This window comes from Cupriavidus sp. FW306-1B-F12B, assembly GCF_058781795.1.
Genome location: NZ_JBYSXC010000001.1, coordinates 666,803 through 686,388 on the forward strand (window position 1 = coordinate 666,803; position 19,586 = coordinate 686,388).

The following is a 19,586-nucleotide window of genomic DNA, read 5'->3' on the forward strand; positions in this document are numbered from 1 at the left end:
GCGTTGCACGTGTCAGAGGTCCCACGCCAGGCGAATCCGCTCGCGAATGTCAGCCAGGCGCTGGACCGGCTCATTGGCAAAGACGAAGCGCAGGTACCGGATGCCGCTTGGCCCCCAGTTATCCATCGGCGTGGCCGCCACGTCGCCGCGCGCCAGCAAGCGCCTGGACGCTTCAGACGGTGCAAGACCGAGCCGTTGGGTATCCATCAGAAGCGACCATCCGCCGTGCGGGCGAATCACGGGGAGATCGGCCAGCGCGGACAACATCATATCGCGGCGTGATTCCCACTCTGCCGTTGCCGCGGCCACGCCATCGTCGCTGGCAGTCAGTGCGGCTGTGGCCCCTGGCATGGCGATACCGACCTGGCACACGACGTTCGACAAGCTGGTCAGCCGCACGTCGGCCATCAGCGGCTCCGGCCCGACTATCCAGCCGACTCTCCAGCCAATCATGCGATATTCCTTGGAGACCGAACCAACGGTGATAGTGCGCTCGCGCATGCCAGGCAGAGAAACGGGGTGGATCACCTGCCGACCGTCGAACAGGATTCTTTCCATGGCTGCGTCATATACCAGCCACGCACCGACCTGCTCGCAGTGCCGGGCGATCTCCTCCCACTCCGGCGCGGACACGACGAAGCCAGTCGGCATCGACGGCGACATGATGAGCAATGCCCGTGTGCGCGGCCCGATCGCGTCGGCGAGGCTGTCCAGGTCGAGTCGCCAGCCGTCGACCCCTGGCATGAGGCGCGCAAATCTTGGCAGCCCGCCTGCGAGGTAGACACGATTGATCAGGCCTGCGTAGGTCGGATCCGTCAGTACCACCTCGTCCCCCGTCTCGATTGTGGATAACAGGACATTCAGAATCCCGGCCAATCCACCCGCGGAGATGATGCATTCGGTATCAGGGTGGTATGTGACGCCGGAGATGCGCCGGACACGCGCCACCGCGGCTTCCCGCAGTGCACGCTGGCCCATGAATGGCAGATAGCTGTTGGCAGCATCGTCATCGATTGCCTCATGCGTGCGCCGGATTGCTGCTGGCGGCGGCCGCAAGTCAGTGTCGAGGTTCTCCAGTCGCAAGATATTGGCGTTTCGCATCGAGTCAGCCTTGTCGGCCATCCTGTCAACCCCGATGCCGGGAATGCTCTGCAAGCGAGTGACTGTCATGATGTCATCCCCTCTCCCTGTCAACTCCATTGAAATGGGAAAGCGAGCCAGGGGCAAGTGACATTGCGCATGGGAGGAACGTTTGCTGACGCACATTGGCCATGGCAATCCTCATTCCTGGCGATGACTTCCGATCGTGGGCCGCCTAAAATTCCCAGACATCAAATATGGGAGCAGCCCATGCCCCGCCCGTCCGGCATCGTGGCCGGCTCGCTTTGGAGCTGCCGCATGCCTCACACCTGGACAGCATCGCCACGTCGGCGTTCTCACTGACGGAGCAGAACAGCATGAAACCAGAACCATTTGCGGTGACTCCGGATGCGTATGGACGCGCGCTCAACGTGGTGGGAGAAAGGATCACGGTGCTGGCATCCAGGACCGCCACGCAAGGCTATGAGGTGTTTCTGCAGCAGGGCGAAGAAGGCAGTGGCCCACCGCCCCATAGCCATGACTGGGACGAATCGTTCTTCATTACCAAGGGGACGGTCGAGATCGGCTATGGCGATCAAGCGATCACTGCTGCCGCTGGCACCTTTGTCCATGTGCCAGCGGGCACGGTGCATTACTTCCGTTTCGGCTTCGGCGGCGGCGAAATGATTTCAGTCACCAGCCATGGCGGAAACGCATCGCGCCTGTTCACGCGGCTCGATGAGGAAATTGCGCCAGGCGCGCCGGACATGGAAAAGCTCCTGGCGGTGGCGCAAGAGTGCGGCATCACGATTTCAGGGTGAGCGCTGGCCCGGACACACGCCTTCGCTTCGGCCACTGCTTCGGCTGAATTCTTCCTTCCGCGTGTTTCGTCGCAGCAGGCTACGCCGCCACGGCCTTGCGCTCCCTGCCTGATTTCGTTCCCGGCTGGGCATTCGGCCCTGCCGCGCCCTGCAGCAGCCAGCAACTCAACTGCACCGAGCGCGCCATCAGCCTGCGCCGTCCGGCGGCATCGGCTTCGATGTAGTCGACGCATTGATGGAAAAGGTAGGAAACGACGTACGCGCAGACGTCGTCAATGACCGGGCGTGAGAGCTTGGGACACAACCCCAGCCGCTCGATGTCTTCCGCCATCTCGGCGGCGATGTCATCCAGCACCGTGCGAATGGCAACGCGAAGCGCGGGCTGCGGGCCCGTGATCCCGCATACACCAACGATGAATGCATCCGGGTGATGCTGCGCGTACAAGAACAGGGCTTCGCAGGCACGCTTGGCCACTTCACCCGGGTTGTCGCGGGCAGCGGCCCATCGGACCGCACGCAGCATCGGCCGCAGTTCAGCGCTGACTTCGGCCATGGCGGTGATGGCCAGGTCTTCCATGTCGCTGAAATGCCGGTAGAACGTGTTGGGATTCAGGCCGGCCTCGCGCGCGATCTCGCGCAGCTTGAGTGCCGCAAAGCTGCGCTTGGCTGCGGCCAGCCGCAACGCGGCGTCGATCAGGCGGCGTTTGCCGTCGGCAATGGCTTCCATGAATGTGGTTTAGTAGCAGGACTCGGTTTTTGCCCGACAGGCTTCGTTGACAGCATGTCTACGGTTGTCTACGCTTGGGCCGGTAGACAGATGTCTACGTTAAATGAAACGGCCGCACGTGGCAAATCGCGTGTCAGCGCCCGTTCAGGAGACACCGCCCCGCCATGCCGCCGCCCATTGAGCTATCCAGCCCCGACCAGGCGTCCGACGCGCCGCATCAAACCCCTGCCCGCTCCATGCATGCCCCCATCCCCGAGCCCATCCCGCGCGACCCGGGTTGGCCGCTGGTCGGCAACCTGCTGCAGATCACGCCTGGTGCGCTGGGCCAGCACCTGCTGGCGCGCAGCCGCCACCATGACGGCATCTTCGAGCTGAATTTCGCCGGCCGGCGCGTGCCGTTCGTGACGTCGGTGGCACTGGCCTCCGAGTTGTGCGATGCCGCGCAGTTCCGCAAGTACATCGGCCCGCCGCTGTCCTACCTGCGCGGCATGGCCGGCGACGGGCTGTTCACCGCACGCTCCGACGAGGCCAACTGGGGCAAGGCGCACCGCATCCTGATGCCGGCGTTCAGCCAGCGCGCGATGAAGGGCTACTTCGACGTCATGCTGCGCGTGGCCAACCGGCTGGTGGACAAATGGGACCGGCAAGGCCCGGATGCCGATATCGCGGTCGCCGACGACATGACGCGGCTGACGCTCGATACCATCGCGCTGTCCGGCTTTGGCTATGACTTTGAATCGTTCGCCAGCGCGGAACTGCACCCCTTCATCGAGGCCATGGTGGGCGCGCTGGAAGAGGCGATGTCCAAGCTGACGCGCTTTGCCCTGCAAGACCGCTTCATGCACGCGGCACACCAGAAGTTCGACCACGACACCCGCTTCATGCGCGACCTGGTGGACGACGTGATCCGGCGGCGGCGCGCGGGCGACGCGGGCGAACGCAGGGGCGGCACGGCCAACGACCTGCTCGGCCTGATGCTGGAAGCGCGGGACCCGGACACCGGCCAGCGGCTGGACGACGAGAACATCCGCAACCAGGTGATCACGTTCCTGATTGCGGGCCACGAGACCACCAGCGGGCTGCTCACCTTCGCGCTGTATGAACTGCTGCGCAACCCGGGCGTGATGGCACAGGCCTACGCGGAGGTGGACGCCGTGCTGCCCGGCGACGCGGCGCCGGTCTACGCCGACCTGGCGCGGCTGCCGGTACTGGACCGCGTGCTGAAGGAAACCTTGCGCCTGTGGCCCACCGCGCCCGCCTTCGCCGTGGCGCCGTTTGAAGACACGCTGCTGGGCGGCCGCTACCTGATCCGCAAGGACAGGCGCCTGTCGGTGGTGCTGACCGCGCTGCACCGCGACCCCAAGGTGTGGGCCGACCCGGAACGCTTTGACATCGACCGTTTCCTGCCTGAGCAGGAGGCAAAGCTGCCACGCCACGCCTACATGCCTTTCGGCAACGGGGAACGTGCCTGCATCGGCCGCCAGTTTGCGCTGACCGAGGCCAAGCTGGCACTGGCGCTGATGCTGCGCAATTTCCAGTTCACCGACGCGCACGACTACCAGTTCCGCATCAAGGAAACACTGACGATCAAGCCCGACGGATTCACGGTGCGTGCGCGCCGGCGCCGGCCGCATGAGCGCATCGCTGCGGCGCCGCTCGCCGGGATCGCGCAAGCGCCGCAGGCGGGCCCCGATGTGCGGGGCGGCGGCAGGACGCTTGCCGTGCTGTACGGATCCAGCCTTGGCACCGCGCGCGAACTGGCTGAGCAGGTGCATGCCGGCGCGCTGGCGGCGGGCTTCGATGCGACGCTGCGCGACCTGGACGACGTGGCCGACGCGCTGCCGACCACCGGCCTGGCCGTCATCATCGCCGCCACCTATAACGGCCGCGCGCCGGACTCGGCAAGGCGGCTCGAAGCACTGCTCGACAGCGGCGCCGCCAGCGGCTACCGGGCAGAAGCGCTGAGCGTGGCCGTGCTGGGCTGCGGCAACTCGCAATGGCCGACGTACCAGGCCTTCCCGCGCCGGGTCTATGAATTCTTCACCAATGCCGGCGCCAGTCCGCTGCTGCCGCGTGGCGAAGCTGACGGCAACGGCGACTTCGACCAGGCCGCGGAACGCTGGCTCGCCTTGCTGTGGCAAGCCTTGCAGGCCGGTGACGGCGTGGGCGGGCCGGCCCAGGGAACGCCGCCGGTCCGGGTGCAGGTGAAAGACGTCGCCGAAATCCGCGCATCCACGCTGCCGGCGAACACCCAGGCCTTCACGGTCCTGGCCAACACCGAGCTGGTGAACGATCCAGCCGGCCTGTGGGATTTCTCGCGCGAGGCGCCGCGGACTTCCACGCGCGATATCCGCCTCAGGCTGCCCGAAGGCGTGCGCTACGCCACCGGCGACCACCTCGCCGTCTATCCGCAGAACCAGCCCGGGATGGTCGCGGCCCTGTGCGAGCGGATCGGCATCGACCCGGACGCCATCGTCACCTTGTCCGCCTCCGGCGGGGCCGCGCGCGGCCTGCCGCTGGGCGAGGCCCTGTCCGTGCGCCAGTTGCTGACCCATTTTGTGGAGCTGCAGGACGTGGTGTCGCGCCATACCCTGCGCCTGCTGTCGCAGTCTTCGCGCTGCCCGGTCACGCGCCAGGCCCTGCAGCAGCTGGCCTCGGACGACGCCGGGAGCGGGTACGCCGCCCAGGTGGCGCCGCGCCGGCTCGGGCTGGCCGAAGTGCTGGACCGCTTTCCAGCGATCGAGGTGGATCTGGCCGGCCTGCTCGCTTGCACCGTGCCGATGCGGCCGAGGTTCTATTCGATTGCCTCATCGCCGCTGGTCTCGCCCGACGTGGCGACCATCACCGTCGGCACGGTCTGGTCACCGGCGCTGTCTGGCCGCGGGCTCTTCCGCGGCGTGGCTTCCACCTGGCTGCAAAGCCTGGCGCCAGGCGCCATGATGGCGGGCGCCATCCGCACGCCCAATCCCACCTTCGCGCCCGCGGCGGACCCGGCCACGCCCATGATCCTGATCGGCCCCGGCACGGGCATCGCGCCGTTCCGCGGCTTCCTTGAGGAGCGGGCCGCGCAACAGGCAGCCGGGCAGCCGCTGGCCCCGGTGCAGCTGTACTACGGCTGCCGCCACCCCGCGCACGACTGGCTCTACCGCGACGACGTGGAGCGCTGGCAGGCACAGGGCGTGGTGCAGGTCCACCTGGCCTGTTCAGTCGTCGTGGATGGCGAGCCGCGCTACGTGCAGGACCTGCTGTGGCAGCGCCGTGCCGATGTCTGGGCGCGGCTGAACCAGGGTGCGATCATCTACGTGTGCGGCGACGGCCGCCACATGGCGCCCGCGGTCAGGCAGGTGCTGATTCAGATCTGCGCAGAGCAAGAGGGGATGACGGCAGAGGCGGCGTCTGACTGGCTGGCGGAGATGGTCAGCGCGGGCAGGTACCGGCAGGATGTCTTCAACTGACGCCCCGCCGGGTCGCCAGGCCGCGCCGCTGACGCGGTACTAGCCCTGGAAGGGCTTGCCCATCGGCTTGAGACGGATGCCGGGGGCAAGCCTGGTCCAGGGCAGGTCCGCGGGATCCGCCGTCATCGGGCCGGGCGCCTTGGCCACCAGCACGGCGTGCGCAATGCCCTGGAAATCGGCCCGGAAATGCACCGAGCTCTTGTTGACGAGAATCTTCATGGCCTCGGGCTCCACCCCGCCCACGCGGAACAGGTTGCGGTCCAGCATCTGGGCCTTGCCGGCACTGACGACCACCAGCACATCGTCGATACGCAGCAGCGCAACGGGCCCGACATCGGCCAGCATGCCGTTCATCATCGGCCCGCCGTAGCGGCATACGCCATCGGAGAGCTTCAGCACCTTGAAGCGCCCCCGCAGCGGCTCGTCACCGGGCACCCCGGAAACCCCGCCGAGAGCGACGTCGATGGTGGCTCCCACGCCGGCGCGGTGCGCCTCGGCCGCCACGGCCGGATCCCAGATCAGCCCGATGGCCGCGTGCCGCGCGCCGTGGCGCAGCAAGGCGCGCAGCATGCCCGTGGTGTTCGAGTCGCCACCGGCCCCGGGGTTGTCCTGCGTGTCGGCAATGACCACCGGGCGCGTCGCCCCCTCGGCCAGCCGCATGGCCTCGAGCACGGCTTCGTCCGGCGAGAGGAACGGGACCTCCCAGGCAGGCTCATCGGCCAGCATCCGGTCGTACAAGGCCTGCACCGCCGCGTCGACCGCTGCGGCGTCCTCGCCGTATCCCCAGACCACCGGCCCGCATTCCGGGAAATCGGCTGCGGGAAAGCCCGGCGCGAACGACAGCGACACCACGGCGCCGCTTTCCCCCTGCTGCAGCAGCGAATACATGGCGCGGGCAGGCTCCAGCATCGTGCACATGCCGTTGATCGGGATCAGGAACGGCAGCCGGCGTACTGCGCGATGCAGCGGCCCCCTGCCCTCCAGCAAGCGCTGCAGCAATGCCGCGGCCCGCTCGCCGGTCTCGGCCATGTCCACGTGCGGATACGTTCGATAGGCCACCAGTGCGTCGGCGGCCTCGAGCATCGCCCGCGTGACGTTGGCATGCAGATCGAGCGATGCGACCACCGGCACGCCCGGCCCCACCACGGCACGGATGCGCGCGAGCAAGGTGCCTTCGCCATCGTCCCTATGTTCGGCAACCATCGCGCCGTGCAGGTCCAGATAGACCGCATCGAATCCGCCGGCGCGCGTGGCCTCGACGATTTCGCCGGCAATGCGCTCGAACGCATCCTCGGTCACGTGCGCGGATGGGCTGGCGCCGGCCCAGATCACCGGCAGCAGCATCCAGCCGCGCCGCTCAGCCGCGGCAATGAAGCCGCCGGCCGGAATGTTGACGTCGCGCAGCGACAGCACGTCATCGCCACGCACCATCGCCGGAAAGCCTTCGCCGCGCTCGAAGCTGGCATAGGTGGCCTTTGACGGCGCAAAGGTGTTGGTCTCGTGCTGAAATCCGGCGATCAGAATCCGTGTTGCCAATGTTCTCTCCGTGAATTGAATGGCCAGCCTCAGGCGGGCGAGACCGCGCCCTGGGGCGAGGGCATCCGGTTGGCTACCAGTACGGCCGCTCCGGCCATCAGCAGCGCCACCATCACCAGCAGGCCGGCCTGCATGCTGCCGGTGGCGGTACGCACCGCGCCAATGATGGTCGGGCTCAGGAAGCCGCCAATCAGGCCGATGGTATTGATCAGCGCGATGCCACCGGCGGCGGCATCGCCCTTCAGGTATTGCGACGGAATCGCCCAGAACACGGTATAGGCGGCCCACATCATCGCCGTGGCGACGGTCATGCAGAGCAATGACAGCGGCAGGTTTCCACTCGAGACCGTGGCCAGGGCCAGCGCCACGGCGCCGACAAATGCGGGGACCGCGCTGTGCCAGCGGCGCTCGCCGCGGCGATCCGAGCTGCGGCCGATCACGACCATGGCGATTGCCGCCGCCATGTACGGAATCATCGAATACAGCCCGATCTGCATGGTGTCCGTGACGCCGTCGGCCTTGAGGATCGACGGCAGCCAGAAGCTCACGGCGTAGATGCCGCAGATCATCGTGAAATAGGCAAAGGCCAGCAGGTAGACGCGCCGGTCGCGCGCGACCTGGCCGAATGACTGGTGGCCGCCTGCCGGCACCTGCAGTTCAGCCGCCAGCATGCGCTTCTCTTCGTCGCTGAGCCACTTCGCCTCGGCGGGCCGGTCGGCCAGCACGCGCAGCGCCAGCGCACCGAGCAGCACGCAAGGCAGCCCTTCGACCAGGAACATCCATTGCCAGCCCGCCAGGCCGTAGGCGCCGGACAGTCCTGTCATCAGCCACGTCGACAGCGGCGAGCCGAAGATCCCGCCGATGGGCCCGGCCAGCATCACCACGGCCATCACGCGCGCCATGCGACGCTGCCCGTACCAGTAGGTCAGGTAGAAGATCATGCCCGGTGCAAAGCCGGCCTCGAACACGCCGAGCAGGAAGCGCAGCACATAGAACGTGGTCTCGTCACGCACGAACATCATGCCCGCGGAAGTGAGACCCCACAGCACCAGGATGCGGCTGATGGTCTTGCGGGCGCCAATCCGGGGCAGCAGCAGGTTGCTCGGGATTTCGAACAGGACGTAGCCGAAGAAGAAGATGCCGGCGCCCAGCCCGTACACCGCATCGGAAAAGCCGAGATCGCTTTGCATCTGCAGCTTGGCAAAGCCGATGTTGACGCGATCCAGGTAGGCAAAGGTGTAGCAGAGCAGCAGGAACGGCAACAGGCGCCAGTTCAGCTTGCGGTACAGCGCCTGCTGCGCGGCGCTGCCATACTCCGGCGTGGTACGTGGGGGCAGGGTTGCGGACATGTCGGTCTCTCCCGTGGTCGGCTCTATCTCTTGTGGATGCGATGTCGTTCAGGGTCGATCGTCTGGCATATGAAAAAACAGAGCAAGAGCAACTTAAGTCAGCTATCGTTGCCCTATTGGCAACAGCGGGATCCGATATGCGGGAACTGAACCAGCGCAGGCTGCGCTATTTTCACGAGGTACTGACACATGGCTCGATCCGTGGCGCGGCCGACAGCATCAACACCTCGCCATCGGTGATCACGCGCCAGATCCGGCTGCTGGAAGATGAGGTCGGCGCGCCGCTGTTCGACCGCCATGCACGCGGGGTGCAGCCGACCGAAGCCGCGGTGCATCTGCTCGAGTACTGGCGCGGCTGCCGCGCACAGCAGGAGCTCTTCGAAGACCGCCTGCAGGCCTTGCGCGGCCTGCAGCACGGCCAGGTGCGCATCGCCACCAGCGAGGGCTATGTCGACGGACTGATGGACGAAGTGCTGACGGACTTCTGTGCGCGCTATCCCAGGCTCGACGTGACCGTCGACATCCTCCCGGTCAACAACGTCCTGCAAGAGGTAGCGGAAAGCCGCGCGCATATCGGGCTGGCCTACAATCCGCCTGCGCATGCCGATATCGCCTGGGTTGCCACGTCATCGCAGCCGGTGGTGCTGCTGGTGCATGCCGGGCATCCGCTGGCACGCCGGGGCGGCAAGGTCGACGTGCACGAACTGGGCGACTACCCGCTGGCGATGATGCCGCCGGCATTCGGACTCGGGCAGGTCGTGCAGATGCTGGCCTACACGGAGAATGTCCAGATCCGCCCGACGCTGACCACGAACTCCCTGGCCGTGCTGCGCCATTTCGTGAAGCGGCATGATGGCATCACGCTCATCGGCGGGTTCGCGGCCTATCGTGAATTGCAGTCCGGCGAGCTGGTGACGCTGCCTATCGCCCATCCGCTGTTCGAGGCCGCCAAGGCACGCCTGCTGGTGAAGGCTGGCCGCCCGATGGGCGTGGCCGCGAATACGCTGCTGGACTGTATCCTGCGCGACATGCAGATGTTCGCGGCAGCCCGTTCGCGCAGCCGGGGGACAACCCCGTCCCGGAAGCCGCCGCGCAGGTGACTGAGCGGCGAAGGTGCAACGTCCGTTCAAACCTTCCTGACGAACTCCGATTTCAGGCTCATGGCACCAAAGCCGTCGATCTTGCAGTCGATATCGTGGTCACCGTCGACCAGGCGGATGTTCTTCACCTTGGTACCCATCTTGACCACACCGGCCGACCCCTTCAGCTTCAGGTCCTTGATGACGGTGACGGTGTCCCCGTCCTGCAGGACATTGCCTGCCGCATCGCGATAAACCCTGGCCTCCGGTTCGGCCGGCGCCGCTGCCTGCGCCGACCATTCATGCGCGCATTCCGGGCAGACGTAGAGGCCCCCGTCTTCATAGGTGAACTCGGAATGACATTTTGGGCAGGGAGGCAAAGCGCTCATGGGAACTCTCGGGTGTCCGGCCAGGGCCGTAAAGGAGCGGAAGTATACCGCCCCCGCCTATGGCAACATCTCGGGCGGCAGCACGCTCCATCCCGAAATGCTGCCGGACGTGGTCAGGCGCTGGCTCCTGAGGACGCCGTTCTCGTCGAACTCGAAGAAAACCGTCGACGACCGGATCGCGCCGCCGGCGAACAGCGGGCCAATGAACGGGATAAAGCTCTCAGGGTGCGGCCTGGAGGCCGCAAACGAATAGATCAGGATGGTCGACCCGTTGACCAGGGTGGTCTGCGACGAGGGCTTCCCCAGCTGGGTGGTAACGTCGTCGAGGGTGGAGAAACCGAGCAGGAAGTTCGCCATCTGCTCCTGTTTCACCTCGACGCCCGTCGATACGCAGGCGGCCAGCATGACGCAAGTCACAATCAATGCGTGAGCAGGCTTCATATCGTCACCGCCATACTTTTTGCGCCGGGGCCGGGACGCGCTGAAGGCGCCCGGCGCGCCATGCAGAAAGCATACAACTTTGCTGAACGATTCGCCGAGGCCCGCGCAAGGCGGGCCTCCCCCTACTCCGGCACGAAATGTATCGACCGCAGCAACTCCGCCTGCCGCTCATGGGCGGCGCGCGCATCCCTGGACAGCGCCTCGCTGCTGAGCGGTTGCCCGGCGTCCATGCCCATGGCCTCCACGCGCTCGCGGTAGCCGGGCTGCTGCACGATGGCCAGCGTGGCGTTGCGGATCTTTTCCTGCACCGCCGCCGGCACGTCCGGCGGCAGCCACACCCCCATCCAGCCGGGCTCGGTCATCGCCGGGAAGCCGACTTCGGCGAAGGTCGGCACATCCGGCAGCGCGGGAATGCGCCTGGGATACGCCACGGCATAGGCCTTGAGCTTGCCGGACTTGATCAGCGGCAGCGACGTGGCCAGGCCGTCGAACATCAGCGGCACATGGCCGCCCATCACGTCCTGCAGCGCGGGCGGCGATCCCTTATAGCCGACATGCTTCATATCCACGCCGGCCAGGCGGTTGAACTGGACGCCGATGGTCTGGCCGCGCATGCCGGCGGCATAAGAGGCATAGTCGATCTGCCCGGGCTTGCTCTTGATGTAGGCAAGCAGTTCGCTGAAGTTCTTCGCCGGCAGCTTGGGGTTGCCCACCAGCACCAGCCCCGTGCGTGCCACCTGGGCAACGGGTTTCAGGTCCGTGAAGGGATCGAACGAGACCTTGAGCGCCAGCGGCGTTTCGGAAACGATGCCACCCTGGATCAGCAGCAGCGTATGCCCGTCATGCGGTGCGGAAAGCAGTGTGTTGACCGCGATCGCGCCAGCGCCGCCCGGCTTCTGCTCGACGATCACCGGCTTGCCCAGCGACTGCGTCAGCCCCTCGGCCAGCATGCGCCCGAGGATATCGGCGGTGCCGCCGGCGGGGCCGCCGACCACGATCTTGACCACCTTGGTCGGCCACGCCTGGGCATAGGCGGTCGATGGGAGCGCAGCCGGCAGCGCCACCAACAGCGCCAGGCCGAGCATGCATGACAGCGACGCCCTGCGGCGTGCCGACGGTTGTGCTTGATTCATGGTTGTCTCCGAATGTTCGAGGGTTGTTCAGGGCAGCAGCCGGCTTCATCGTGAGCCGGTGATCTGCCACCCCTGCCCTTCTGCTGGCGCATCGCCAGTGCGACCGACCCGGGTCAGGCGGCCTTGCGCAGGAAGCCCTGATTGCCGCCATTGCGGTTCGGCGCGAAGCCGTTGGCCTCCAGCGTCTCTTCGACCGTGTCGTAGAACACGCCGATCTTCTGGATCTCGCGCGCTTCCTGGGCCGTTGCCACCTTGCGGCCGAATTCGCCCGCGATGCGCACCAGTTGCTCGATCTGCTTCACCGTGCTCATCTTGGCCGTGCGCGACTGGTTCCAGAGGCAGTCCTCGGTCCCGCACCGCACATGCAGGCCCAGGGCAATCCCCATCATGTTCACAGGCAGCACGTTGCGCACGGAGCTTTCGACGGTCAGCACCGCGCCATCCGGCACGGCGCGGACGATGTTGGCGAGGTTGAAGACGCTCGGCGCATCCATGCCGCCGCTGATCGCCACCCAGTTCATGACCAGCGGGCCCTTGTACACGCCGCGCCGGATCAGCCGCTCAACGGATTCGAAGCTATTGATGTTGTAGCACTGGAATGCGCTCTGGATGCCGGCAGCGGACAGGCGGCGGATGTGCTCTTCGACCCAGCCAGGCTGGGCGGGAACCGTCATTTCCTTGTACGCGTTGAAGATCGCGGGGTTCTCGCGCGAGGTGCCCTTGAAATCCGCAAGTTCCGCATGCTCCGTCACGTTCATCTGCGACGTGTTCACCGTGACGGTCACCTGGTCCGGAACGGGGTCGAGTTCGGCAAGCATGTGGCGCGTGTCGTCGGAAAGCCACTTGGCGGCATCCCCCTCGTTTTCCGGGGCGAAGCTGATCGAACCGCCCACCTGGATGACCATCTCCGGCACCGCCTTGCGCACCCCGGCGATCAGCTCGTTGAACCTGGACAGACGCTTCGAGCCCTTGCCGTCGAGTTCGCGCACATGCAGGTGCAGCACAGTCGCGCCGGCGTTGTAGCAATCCACGGCCTTCTGGATCTGGTCTTCCATCGTCACGGGGATGTCTTCCGGGAAATCGGAGGGCAGCCAGCCCGGTGCGTACGGTGCCGCGGTGATGATCAGCGGCTGCTGGTTTTCAGGGAACAGGGATCCATCGAGGTAGTGCACGGCATGTCTCCATTGATAAAGGCACGTGGCCTGGCGGCGGCTGGCGCGCCTCAGAACGGCTTGTCGCCGATGATGGCGGCGCGCTCCATCTTGCGCGGCGCCGGCCAGTAGTCCTGCACCGCGTAGTGCTGGGTGCAGCGGTTGTCCCAGATGGCCACGCTGTTGGGCTGCCAGCGGAACCGCACCTGGTATTCGGGAATCGCCGCCTGGCTGATCAGGTAGTTCAGCAGATGGCTGGCGCCCGGGGTCTTGTCCTGTCCGTAGCGCACGTTCTCGGGCGTATGGAAGTTGGCGAAATGCGTGGAGAAGCCGCAGACGTAGAGCGCCTTCTCGCCGGTTTCCGGATGCGTGCGCACCACCGGGTGCTCGACCATGGGGTACTGCGCGGCAAGGCTGGCGCGCTTTTCCGGGCTCATCGCCGCGCCGAACGAATGCTCGATGCTGTGCTTGGCGCGCAGGCCGGCGATGCGCTGCTTGATTTCCTCGGGCAGGTGCTCGTAGGCCGCCGCCATGTTGACCCAGATGGTGTCGCCGCCGACCGGCGGGCATTCGATGCAGCGCAGCACGCAGCCCATGGGCGGGGTTTCGCGCCAGCTGCCATCGGTGTGGTAGCTGTTCTCGTAGTTCTCGCGCTTGTCGCTGCGATAGATCTGGACCAGCCCCGGATGATCGGGATCGCTGCCGGCGACGGGATGGTCTTCCAGTTCGCCGAAGCGGCGCGCGAACGCCACGTGGTCCGCGCGGGAGATTTCCTGGTCGCGCAGGAACAGCACCTTGTGCGTGAGCAGCAGGGACTTGATCTCGGCAAACAGCGCGTCGTCGCGCGCGGCATCGGCCAGGCTGACGCCGCTGACTTCGGCGCCGATATTGCAGGTAAGGGGTTGGGCTCGCATGGGGACGCTCCTTTACAGCACAAAGATCGAAGACCCGGTGGTGTTGCGTGATTCCAGGTCGCGGTGGGCCTGCACGGCATCCTGCAGCGCATAGCGCTGGTTGATTTCGATGCGGATACGGCCGGCGGCAACATGGCCGAACACCTCGGCGGCCAGTTCCGCCTTTTCGGCGGGGTCCGCAATGTAGTCGGCCAGCGCCGGACGGGTCAGGTAGACCGAACCCTTCCTCGCCAGCAACTGCGGATCGAATGGCGGGATGGTGCCGGAGGCCGTGCCGACGCAGACCATCAACCCGCGCCGCTTCAGCGAGTCCAGCGACGCCATGAAGGTGCTCTTGCCCACGCTGTCGAAGACCACCGACACGCCTGCGCCATCGGTCAGTTCCCGCACCCGCTTTGCCACGTCCTCATGGCTGTAGTTGATGATGTGGTCGCAGCCATGGGCGCGCGCCACCTCTGCCTTGGCCTCGGTCGAGACAGTGCCGATCACGGTCAGGCCGAGCAGCCTGGCCCATTGCGCGACGATCAGCCCCACGCCGCCGGCAGCCGCGTGCAGCAGGATGGTTTCGCCACCCTGGAACGGGTAGATGCGGCGCATCAGGTAGGCGGAGGTCAGGCCGCGCATGGTCATTGCTGCCGCGGTCTCGAAGCTGATCGCTTCCGGCACGCGGATCAGCGGTGCGGCGGGCACCAGGCGCTCGGTGCTGTACGCACCCAGGGTGTTGATAAAGCCGGTGTATGTGACGCGATCGCCCTCCGCGACATGGGTCACGCCCGGCCCGACCGCCTGCACCACGCCGGCTGCCTCCACGCCCATGCCGCTAGGCAGCGGCACCGGGTAGGTGCCGTTGCGGAAGTAAGTGTCGGCATAGTTCAGCCCGACCGCGGCGTGGCGGATCCGCACCTCGCCCGGGCCCGGGTCGCCTACCTCGGCGTCCTCATAGCGGAGGACTTCGGGCCCTCCGGTCTCGTACATGCGAATGGCTTTTGCCAAGGCTGTCTCCTGATTGTCGTGTCCTGCCCGCGCCGCTATCATTGGCGCGACGGAAACGATTGTCAGACAGCCATGGCGCGGCACCCTTGACCGATTGCGCCAGGATTTGACATTTGATGACGGACACGACCGACGCCCCCACCCACTCTCGCGGCAGCCTTATGACCGTCCTTGTTCGCAGCGCTTCCCTGACCAAATACCTGGCGATTGCCCGGGGCGCGGGCCTGGATCCGGTGCGCATGGTGGCCCAGGCAGGCCTGGACCAGGCCTGCCTGTACACCCCGGACCTGCGCATCCCGGAAGCGCGCCTGGCCGAAGTGCTGGAGGCCTCGGCGCGCGTCACGGCCTGCCATTCGCTTGGCCTGATGGTGGGGGAATCGTGGCGCCTGTCAGACTTCGGCCCGGTCAGCCTGCTGCTGCAGCACCAGCCCACGCTGCGCCACGCGCTGGCGGAGATCGAGCGCTACCGCCACTGGCTCAGCGACTCCATCTCCATCCTGGTCACGGAGTATCCCGAGATCGCGGTGCTGCATGTGACGTTGCAGACCGGCCGGCACCAGCCCGGCAGGCAGGCCATGGAACTGACCGTGGCCGCCCTGTACAGCCTGATCCGCGCCATCCTGGGCGCGTCCTGGAAGCCGCACAGCGTGCACTTCGCCCATGCGGCGCCGGCCGACCTGCAAATCCACCGGCGCCTGTTCGGGCAGCACATTGAGTTCGGTTCGGAGTTCGACGGGCTGGTGCTCGCCAGCGGCGACCTGGATCGCATCAACCCGCTGGCCGATGCCAGCCTGGCCGGGTATGCCAGGGGCTTCCTCGACCTGCAGCCGGGGGCCGGCAAGCCTTCGATCGCGGCCGACGTCCGGCGCACCCTGCACCAGCTGTTGCCGCGCGGGCGCGGCGCGGTGGAACAGGTCGCGCAAAGCCTTGGCATCAGTCCGCGCACGCTGCAGCGCCAGCTGGAGCAGGATGGCGATACCTTCTCCGCGCTGGTCAATGAGGTGCGCCGCGAGCTTGCGCAACGCTACCTGCAGGATCCGCAGCGGCCGCTGGCCCGGGTCGCCACGCTGCTGGGGTTTTCGGAACCCAGCGCGTTCTCGCGCTGGTTCGCGGCACAGTTCGGCAAGTCGCCGACACGCTGGCGCCAGGACGGCGCCTGAGCGCACTGCCTACTTCAGGTACTTCATCGTGGCGACGCCCGTTGCCACCAGCAGCTCCCCATCCAGCCACACCTCTGCGCGCGCAAAGAAGATCGAGCGTCCGCGCCGGTCGACCATGCCCTTTGCGGTCAGCAGCTTGCCCGTGCCGTTGCTCAGGAAGTTCGAGGTCAGCGACAGCGTGACCGCATGGCGCGCGGCCTCGCCCGGCGCCGAGTAAAGGCCCGAATAGCCAGTGGCGGCATCGAGCAAGGTGCAGATGGTGCCGCCATGCACGACCCGGCTGCGGTTGAGCATACTGGGCGCGAGCGGCAGCTCAAGTTCTACATAGTCGTCGCGCCACTCGGTGATCCTGACACCGATGCTCTCCAGTGCCGGATTGTCCAGGCAGAACTTCTCATCGCCCTCACCTTGAGGTTTCACCGCATCCATTGCTTGGGTTTCCATTTCGCTGATCGTTTCGCTGATACCGGCGTGGCGCGCGTCGCGCGCTGGCCCGGAGCCTCATTTCTGCTTGATTTATGGCTTTTCGTAAATCTCTATTTCACGAAGCGCATCTTTTGCCAGCATGAATCGGCACCCTGGAGGTCATTCCTTTGCCGCGCCTGTGCCGCCTTTGACTCGGTATTGAGAACGACCTAGGCTAAGTAGGCTTCCCCTGCACCTTGGCCACGCGCCACGGGCAAGTGATGTACCGGCGACGTTGCGACGTCCTGCAAAACCAGGAGGGCTCACCATGAACATGCGGCCAGATCCGACATTTCACGCCTCGCCGGAACTCGCGATCAGCGCACCAGCGGAATCATTTGCCTATACGGTGCTGCTAAGCCCCGACGCCTCGCAGCCAGACGCGCTCGCGGTGATCGACGCCAAACCCGGCTCGCCCACCTACAGCCAGGTGGTGCATACCGTGCCGATGACCAACAAGGGCGACGAGTTGCACCATTTCGGCTGGAATGCGTGCTCGTCGTCGTTGTCGCCGCTGACCGGCCATGCGTTTCTCGAACGGCGCTACCTGATCATTCCGGGCATGCGCTCGTCGCGCCTGTATATCATCGACACCAAGCCGCACCCGACCCAGGCACGGATCCACAAGATCGTTGAACCGGACGAGATCTTCCGCAAGACCGGCTACTCCAGGCCGCACACCGTGCACTGCGGGCCGGAGGGCATCTATGTCAGCACGCTCGGGGGCGGTGGCCCGGATGGCACGGACGGCGCGCCCGGCATCTTCATCATGGATTGCGAGACCTTCGACGTGCTGGGCCGCTGGGAAATCGACCGCGGCGAGCAGGAAAAGCACTACGACTTCTGGTGGAACCTGCCGCGCGACTACATGGTGTCGAGCGAATGGGCCCTGCCGCCGCAGTTCGAGAACGGGCTGGTGCCCGAGGACCTGCTGGGCAACCGCTACGGGCACAAGCTGCATTTCTGGGACCTGCGGGCGCGCCGCAACGTGCAGACCATCGACCTTGGCGCCAACCACCAGATGGCGCTGGAAGTCCGGCCTGCGCATGATCCGATCCGGGAATACGGCTTTGTTGGCGTGGTGGTCGATACCACCAACCTGGAAGGCTCGATCTGGACCTGGTGGCGCGAAGGCGGCAAGTTCCACGCCGAGAAGACCGCAACCATCCCGCCCGAAGCCGCCGACGCAAGCCTGCTGCCGCCGCTGCTGCAGGGCTTCGGCGCCGTGCCGCCGCTGGTGACCGATATCGATCTGTCCCTCGACGACAAGTTCCTCTACGTGTCCTGCTGGGGCACCGGCGAAATGCGGCAGTATGACGTGAGCGATCCGCGCAACCTGAAGCTCGCCGGCTCGGTCCATATCGGCGGCATCGTCCGCCGCACGCCGCATCCCAACGGCAAGCCCTTCACCGGCGGCCCGCAGATGGTCGAGATCAGCCGCGACGGCAAGCGCGTCTACTGGACCAACTCGCTCTACTCCACCTGGGACAACCAGTTCTACCCAGACGGCATCCCCGGCACGCAGGTCATGGCGCATGCCGGCCCGGACGGCGGGCTGACGCTGGCCGATGACTACTGGGTCGAGTTTCCGGAAGGCTACCGCGCGCACCAGATCCGGCTGGAAGGCGGCGACTGCTCGACCGACTCGTTTTGCTATCCGTCGGTCAAGGCTTGACCGGTCACGCCTGGGAACAGATCGGCCTCTGGTCGGCAGTGCTGGCCAGCGGCCTCTATCACGGCATCAACCCGGCCATGGGCTGGCCGCTGGCGGTAGCGAACGGCCTGCTGGCGCATAGCAGCCGCGCCCTCCTTGCTGCGCTCGGGTACCTGGCTTTCGGGCATGCGCTTGCGGTATTGGCGGTGACGCTGCCTTTCGGCATGCTGGCGGCCCTGGTCGCCTGGCAAGCGCAGATCCGCATCGGCGCCAGCGTGCTGCTGATCGGCTGCGGCATCGTGCTGCTGCTCAGGCGAGGCCACCCGCGCGCACTGGTGCGCATCGCGCCATCGCGGCTGGCGCTATGGTCGTTCGCGGTGGCGATCGCGCATGGTGCCGGCCTGATGCTGGTGCCGATCTATCTTGGCCTCTGCCGTGTCGAGACGGACCTGGGGCACCAGGCCGCCGCCACGCTCGCCAGCGCCAACCTGGGCATGGCGCTGCTGGTGTCCGTCATCCACACCCTGGCCATGTTCGCCGTGGGCGGCGCCATGGCATGGCTGGTCTACCGCTACCTGGGACTGAAGTTCGTGTCGCGGAGCTGGTTCAACCTGGAGGCGGTCTGGGCCGCCAGCCTCATCCTGGTGGGGATGCTGGCGCTGGCGCTTGAAGCCTTTGGATAGGCGCTGGACTCAACCGGCCAGCCGCGCCGCCAGCCGCCCTCGCGTGATCGCGGCGATCTGTGCCAGCGCTTCGTCAAGCTCCTGCTGCGTGCTGCGGCCAAGCCGGCGCTCGAACGCGGCGAAGATGCCTTCGCGGGTGTAGTGGCGCACGCAGATGATGAACGGGAAGCCGTGGCGCGCCTGGTAGTCAGCGTTGAGCTGGTCCAGCGTGGCCTCTTGCTGCGCCGACATCGCATCCAGGCCGGCGCTCTTCTGCTCGGCGTTGGAATCGGCCGTCATCGTGCCCGCGCGGATATTGCGTGCCGACAACTGCGGGTGCAGGTTCAGGAAATCACGCTGGCGCGGCTCGTCGAGCTTGCGCACCACGTCCATCATGGCGCCATGCAGCGCCGTTGCCGATGCGAACGGCCGCTGCGCCCAGGCGCCCTCGGCGGCCTGCGGAAAGTGTTCGAACACGCTGCCGAAGGCATCGGCAAAGGCCGCTTCGTCCAGGGCGTTGACCGACGCCAGGTCGAGTGGTTGAGACATGGATGCTTCTCCCGTAGGGATCCCGCGC

18 protein-coding genes are annotated in these 19,586 nt (G+C 66.3%); 6 read left to right on the forward strand and 12 right to left on the reverse strand.

The window, feature by feature from the left end:
- Positions 1-12 precede the first annotated feature (12 nt).
- On the reverse strand, positions 13-1,170 hold the full coding sequence (locus AC3WLE_RS03005) for a pyridoxal phosphate-dependent aminotransferase (RefSeq protein WP_492318642.1): 1,158 nt from the start codon (positions 1,168-1,170) through the stop codon (positions 13-15).
- Positions 1,171-1,457: 287 nt separating this feature from the next.
- Between AC3WLE_RS03005 and AC3WLE_RS03010 the strand changes: the two genes are divergently transcribed.
- On the forward strand, positions 1,458-1,901 hold the full coding sequence (locus AC3WLE_RS03010; protein ID WP_492318643.1) for a cupin domain-containing protein: 444 nt from the start codon (positions 1,458-1,460) through the stop codon (positions 1,899-1,901).
- 79 nt (positions 1,902-1,980) lie between these two features.
- Here the strand turns inward: AC3WLE_RS03010 and AC3WLE_RS03015 are convergent, their stop codons facing one another.
- Positions 1,981-2,628 (reverse strand): TetR family transcriptional regulator, encoded by a 648-nt coding sequence (locus AC3WLE_RS03015; protein ID WP_492318644.1) that lies wholly within the window; start codon positions 2,626-2,628, stop codon positions 1,981-1,983.
- Between the two features lie 164 nt (positions 2,629-2,792).
- On the opposite strand from AC3WLE_RS03015, the gene AC3WLE_RS03020 reads away from it, so the two are divergent.
- Entirely contained in the window at positions 2,793-6,083 is a 3,291-nt protein-coding gene (locus AC3WLE_RS03020) for a bifunctional cytochrome P450/NADPH--P450 reductase (RefSeq protein ID WP_492356171.1), read from the forward strand.
- Positions 6,084-6,122: 39 nt separating this feature from the next.
- On the opposite strand, the gene AC3WLE_RS03025 is transcribed toward AC3WLE_RS03020, so the two are convergent.
- A complete protein-coding gene (locus tag AC3WLE_RS03025) occupies positions 6,123-7,619 on the reverse strand; it encodes a M81 family metallopeptidase (protein ID WP_492356170.1) in 1,497 nt (498 codons plus the stop codon).
- A gap of 29 nt (positions 7,620-7,648) precedes the next feature.
- A complete protein-coding gene (locus tag AC3WLE_RS03030; protein ID WP_058698529.1) occupies positions 7,649-8,968 on the reverse strand; it encodes an MFS transporter in 1,320 nt (439 codons plus the stop codon).
- A gap of 137 nt (positions 8,969-9,105) precedes the next feature.
- On the opposite strand from AC3WLE_RS03030, the gene AC3WLE_RS03035 reads away from it, so the two are divergent.
- Positions 9,106-10,068, forward strand: coding sequence for a LysR family transcriptional regulator (locus AC3WLE_RS03035; protein WP_010809730.1), 963 nt, complete (start codon positions 9,106-9,108; stop codon positions 10,066-10,068).
- Between the two features lie 26 nt (positions 10,069-10,094).
- Here AC3WLE_RS03035 and AC3WLE_RS03040 read toward each other — a convergent pair whose 3' ends face one another.
- From AC3WLE_RS03040 to AC3WLE_RS03065, 6 genes are all read right to left on the reverse strand, one after another.
- Complete coding sequence (locus AC3WLE_RS03040) at positions 10,095-10,436, reverse strand: zinc ribbon domain-containing protein YjdM (protein ID WP_492318647.1); 342 nt, start codon at positions 10,434-10,436, stop codon at positions 10,095-10,097.
- A gap of 57 nt (positions 10,437-10,493) precedes the next feature.
- Positions 10,494-10,877, reverse strand: coding sequence for a hypothetical protein (locus AC3WLE_RS03045; RefSeq protein WP_035827758.1), 384 nt, complete (start codon positions 10,875-10,877; stop codon positions 10,494-10,496).
- 122 nt (positions 10,878-10,999) lie between these two features.
- Entirely contained in the window at positions 11,000-12,010 is a 1,011-nt protein-coding gene (locus AC3WLE_RS03050; protein WP_492356169.1) for a Bug family tripartite tricarboxylate transporter substrate binding protein, read from the reverse strand.
- A gap of 113 nt (positions 12,011-12,123) precedes the next feature.
- The gene (locus AC3WLE_RS03055; protein ID WP_492318649.1) at positions 12,124-13,182 is read right to left on the reverse strand and encodes a beta-keto acid cleavage family enzyme; all 1,059 of its coding nucleotides are present in this window, start codon (positions 13,180-13,182) and stop codon (positions 12,124-12,126) included.
- Positions 13,183-13,232: 50 nt separating this feature from the next.
- On the reverse strand, positions 13,233-14,075 hold the full coding sequence (locus tag AC3WLE_RS03060) for a TauD/TfdA dioxygenase family protein (RefSeq protein ID WP_010809725.1): 843 nt from the start codon (positions 14,073-14,075) through the stop codon (positions 13,233-13,235).
- Positions 14,076-14,087: 12 nt separating this feature from the next.
- The gene (locus AC3WLE_RS03065) at positions 14,088-15,068 is read right to left on the reverse strand and encodes a quinone oxidoreductase family protein (protein ID WP_492351713.1); all 981 of its coding nucleotides are present in this window, start codon (positions 15,066-15,068) and stop codon (positions 14,088-14,090) included.
- 161 nt (positions 15,069-15,229) lie between these two features.
- Here AC3WLE_RS03065 and AC3WLE_RS03070 point away from each other — a divergent pair, with 161 nt between their 5' ends.
- On the forward strand, positions 15,230-16,228 hold the full coding sequence (locus AC3WLE_RS03070; RefSeq protein ID WP_492318651.1) for an AraC family transcriptional regulator: 999 nt from the start codon (positions 15,230-15,232) through the stop codon (positions 16,226-16,228).
- 9 nt (positions 16,229-16,237) lie between these two features.
- On the opposite strand, the gene AC3WLE_RS03075 is transcribed toward AC3WLE_RS03070, so the two are convergent.
- Positions 16,238-16,657 carry a PaaI family thioesterase gene (locus tag AC3WLE_RS03075; protein ID WP_492318691.1) on the reverse strand — a complete coding sequence of 140 codons (420 nt, stop codon included), beginning with the start codon at positions 16,655-16,657 and terminating at the stop codon, positions 16,238-16,240.
- A gap of 304 nt (positions 16,658-16,961) precedes the next feature.
- Between AC3WLE_RS03075 and AC3WLE_RS03080 the strand changes: the two genes are divergently transcribed.
- Entirely contained in the window at positions 16,962-18,368 is a 1,407-nt protein-coding gene (locus AC3WLE_RS03080; protein WP_492340454.1) for a selenium-binding protein SBP56-related protein, read from the forward strand.
- A complete protein-coding gene (locus AC3WLE_RS03085; protein WP_492318653.1) occupies positions 18,365-19,030 on the forward strand; it encodes a hypothetical protein in 666 nt (221 codons plus the stop codon). The genes AC3WLE_RS03080 and AC3WLE_RS03085 overlap by 4 nt, the downstream gene beginning before the upstream one ends.
- A gap of 9 nt (positions 19,031-19,039) precedes the next feature.
- Here AC3WLE_RS03085 and uraD read toward each other — a convergent pair whose 3' ends face one another.
- Positions 19,040-19,558: a 2-oxo-4-hydroxy-4-carboxy-5-ureidoimidazoline decarboxylase gene (gene uraD / locus AC3WLE_RS03090; RefSeq protein WP_492318654.1), complete on the reverse strand. Its 519-nt coding sequence runs from the start codon at positions 19,556-19,558 to the stop codon at positions 19,040-19,042.
- Positions 19,559-19,586 lie beyond the last annotated feature (28 nt).

What these genes read in the sequence shown, in the direction of transcription:
- AC3WLE_RS03005 (WP_492318642.1), bottom strand. Translation starts at nt 1,170, where the DNA reads ATGACAGTCACTCGCTTGCAGAGCATTCCCGGCATCGGGGTTGACAGG.
- AC3WLE_RS03010 (WP_492318643.1), top strand. Translation starts at nt 1,458, where the DNA reads ATGAAACCAGAACCATTTGCGGTGACTCCGGATGCGTATGGACGCGCG.
- AC3WLE_RS03015 (WP_492318644.1), bottom strand. Translation starts at nt 2,628, where the DNA reads ATGGAAGCCATTGCCGACGGCAAACGCCGCCTGATCGACGCCGCGTTG.
- AC3WLE_RS03020 (WP_492356171.1), top strand. Translation starts at nt 2,793, where the DNA reads ATGCCGCCGCCCATTGAGCTATCCAGCCCCGACCAGGCGTCCGACGCG.
- AC3WLE_RS03030 (WP_058698529.1), bottom strand. Translation starts at nt 8,968, where the DNA reads ATGTCCGCAACCCTGCCCCCACGTACCACGCCGGAGTATGGCAGCGCC.
- AC3WLE_RS03035 (WP_010809730.1), top strand. Translation starts at nt 9,106, where the DNA reads ATGCGGGAACTGAACCAGCGCAGGCTGCGCTATTTTCACGAGGTACTG.
- AC3WLE_RS03040 (WP_492318647.1), bottom strand. Translation starts at nt 10,436, where the DNA reads ATGAGCGCTTTGCCTCCCTGCCCAAAATGTCATTCCGAGTTCACCTAT.
- AC3WLE_RS03045 (WP_035827758.1), bottom strand. Translation starts at nt 10,877, where the DNA reads ATGAAGCCTGCTCACGCATTGATTGTGACTTGCGTCATGCTGGCCGCC.
- AC3WLE_RS03050 (WP_492356169.1), bottom strand. Translation starts at nt 12,010, where the DNA reads ATGAATCAAGCACAACCGTCGGCACGCCGCAGGGCGTCGCTGTCATGC.
- AC3WLE_RS03060 (WP_010809725.1), bottom strand. Translation starts at nt 14,075, where the DNA reads ATGCGAGCCCAACCCCTTACCTGCAATATCGGCGCCGAAGTCAGCGGC.
- AC3WLE_RS03070 (WP_492318651.1), top strand. Translation starts at nt 15,230, where the DNA reads ATGACCGTCCTTGTTCGCAGCGCTTCCCTGACCAAATACCTGGCGATT.
- AC3WLE_RS03075 (WP_492318691.1), bottom strand. Translation starts at nt 16,657, where the DNA reads ATGGATGCGGTGAAACCTCAAGGTGAGGGCGATGAGAAGTTCTGCCTG.
- AC3WLE_RS03080 (WP_492340454.1), top strand. Translation starts at nt 16,962, where the DNA reads ATGAACATGCGGCCAGATCCGACATTTCACGCCTCGCCGGAACTCGCG.
- uraD (WP_492318654.1), bottom strand. Translation starts at nt 19,558, where the DNA reads ATGTCTCAACCACTCGACCTGGCGTCGGTCAACGCCCTGGACGAAGCG.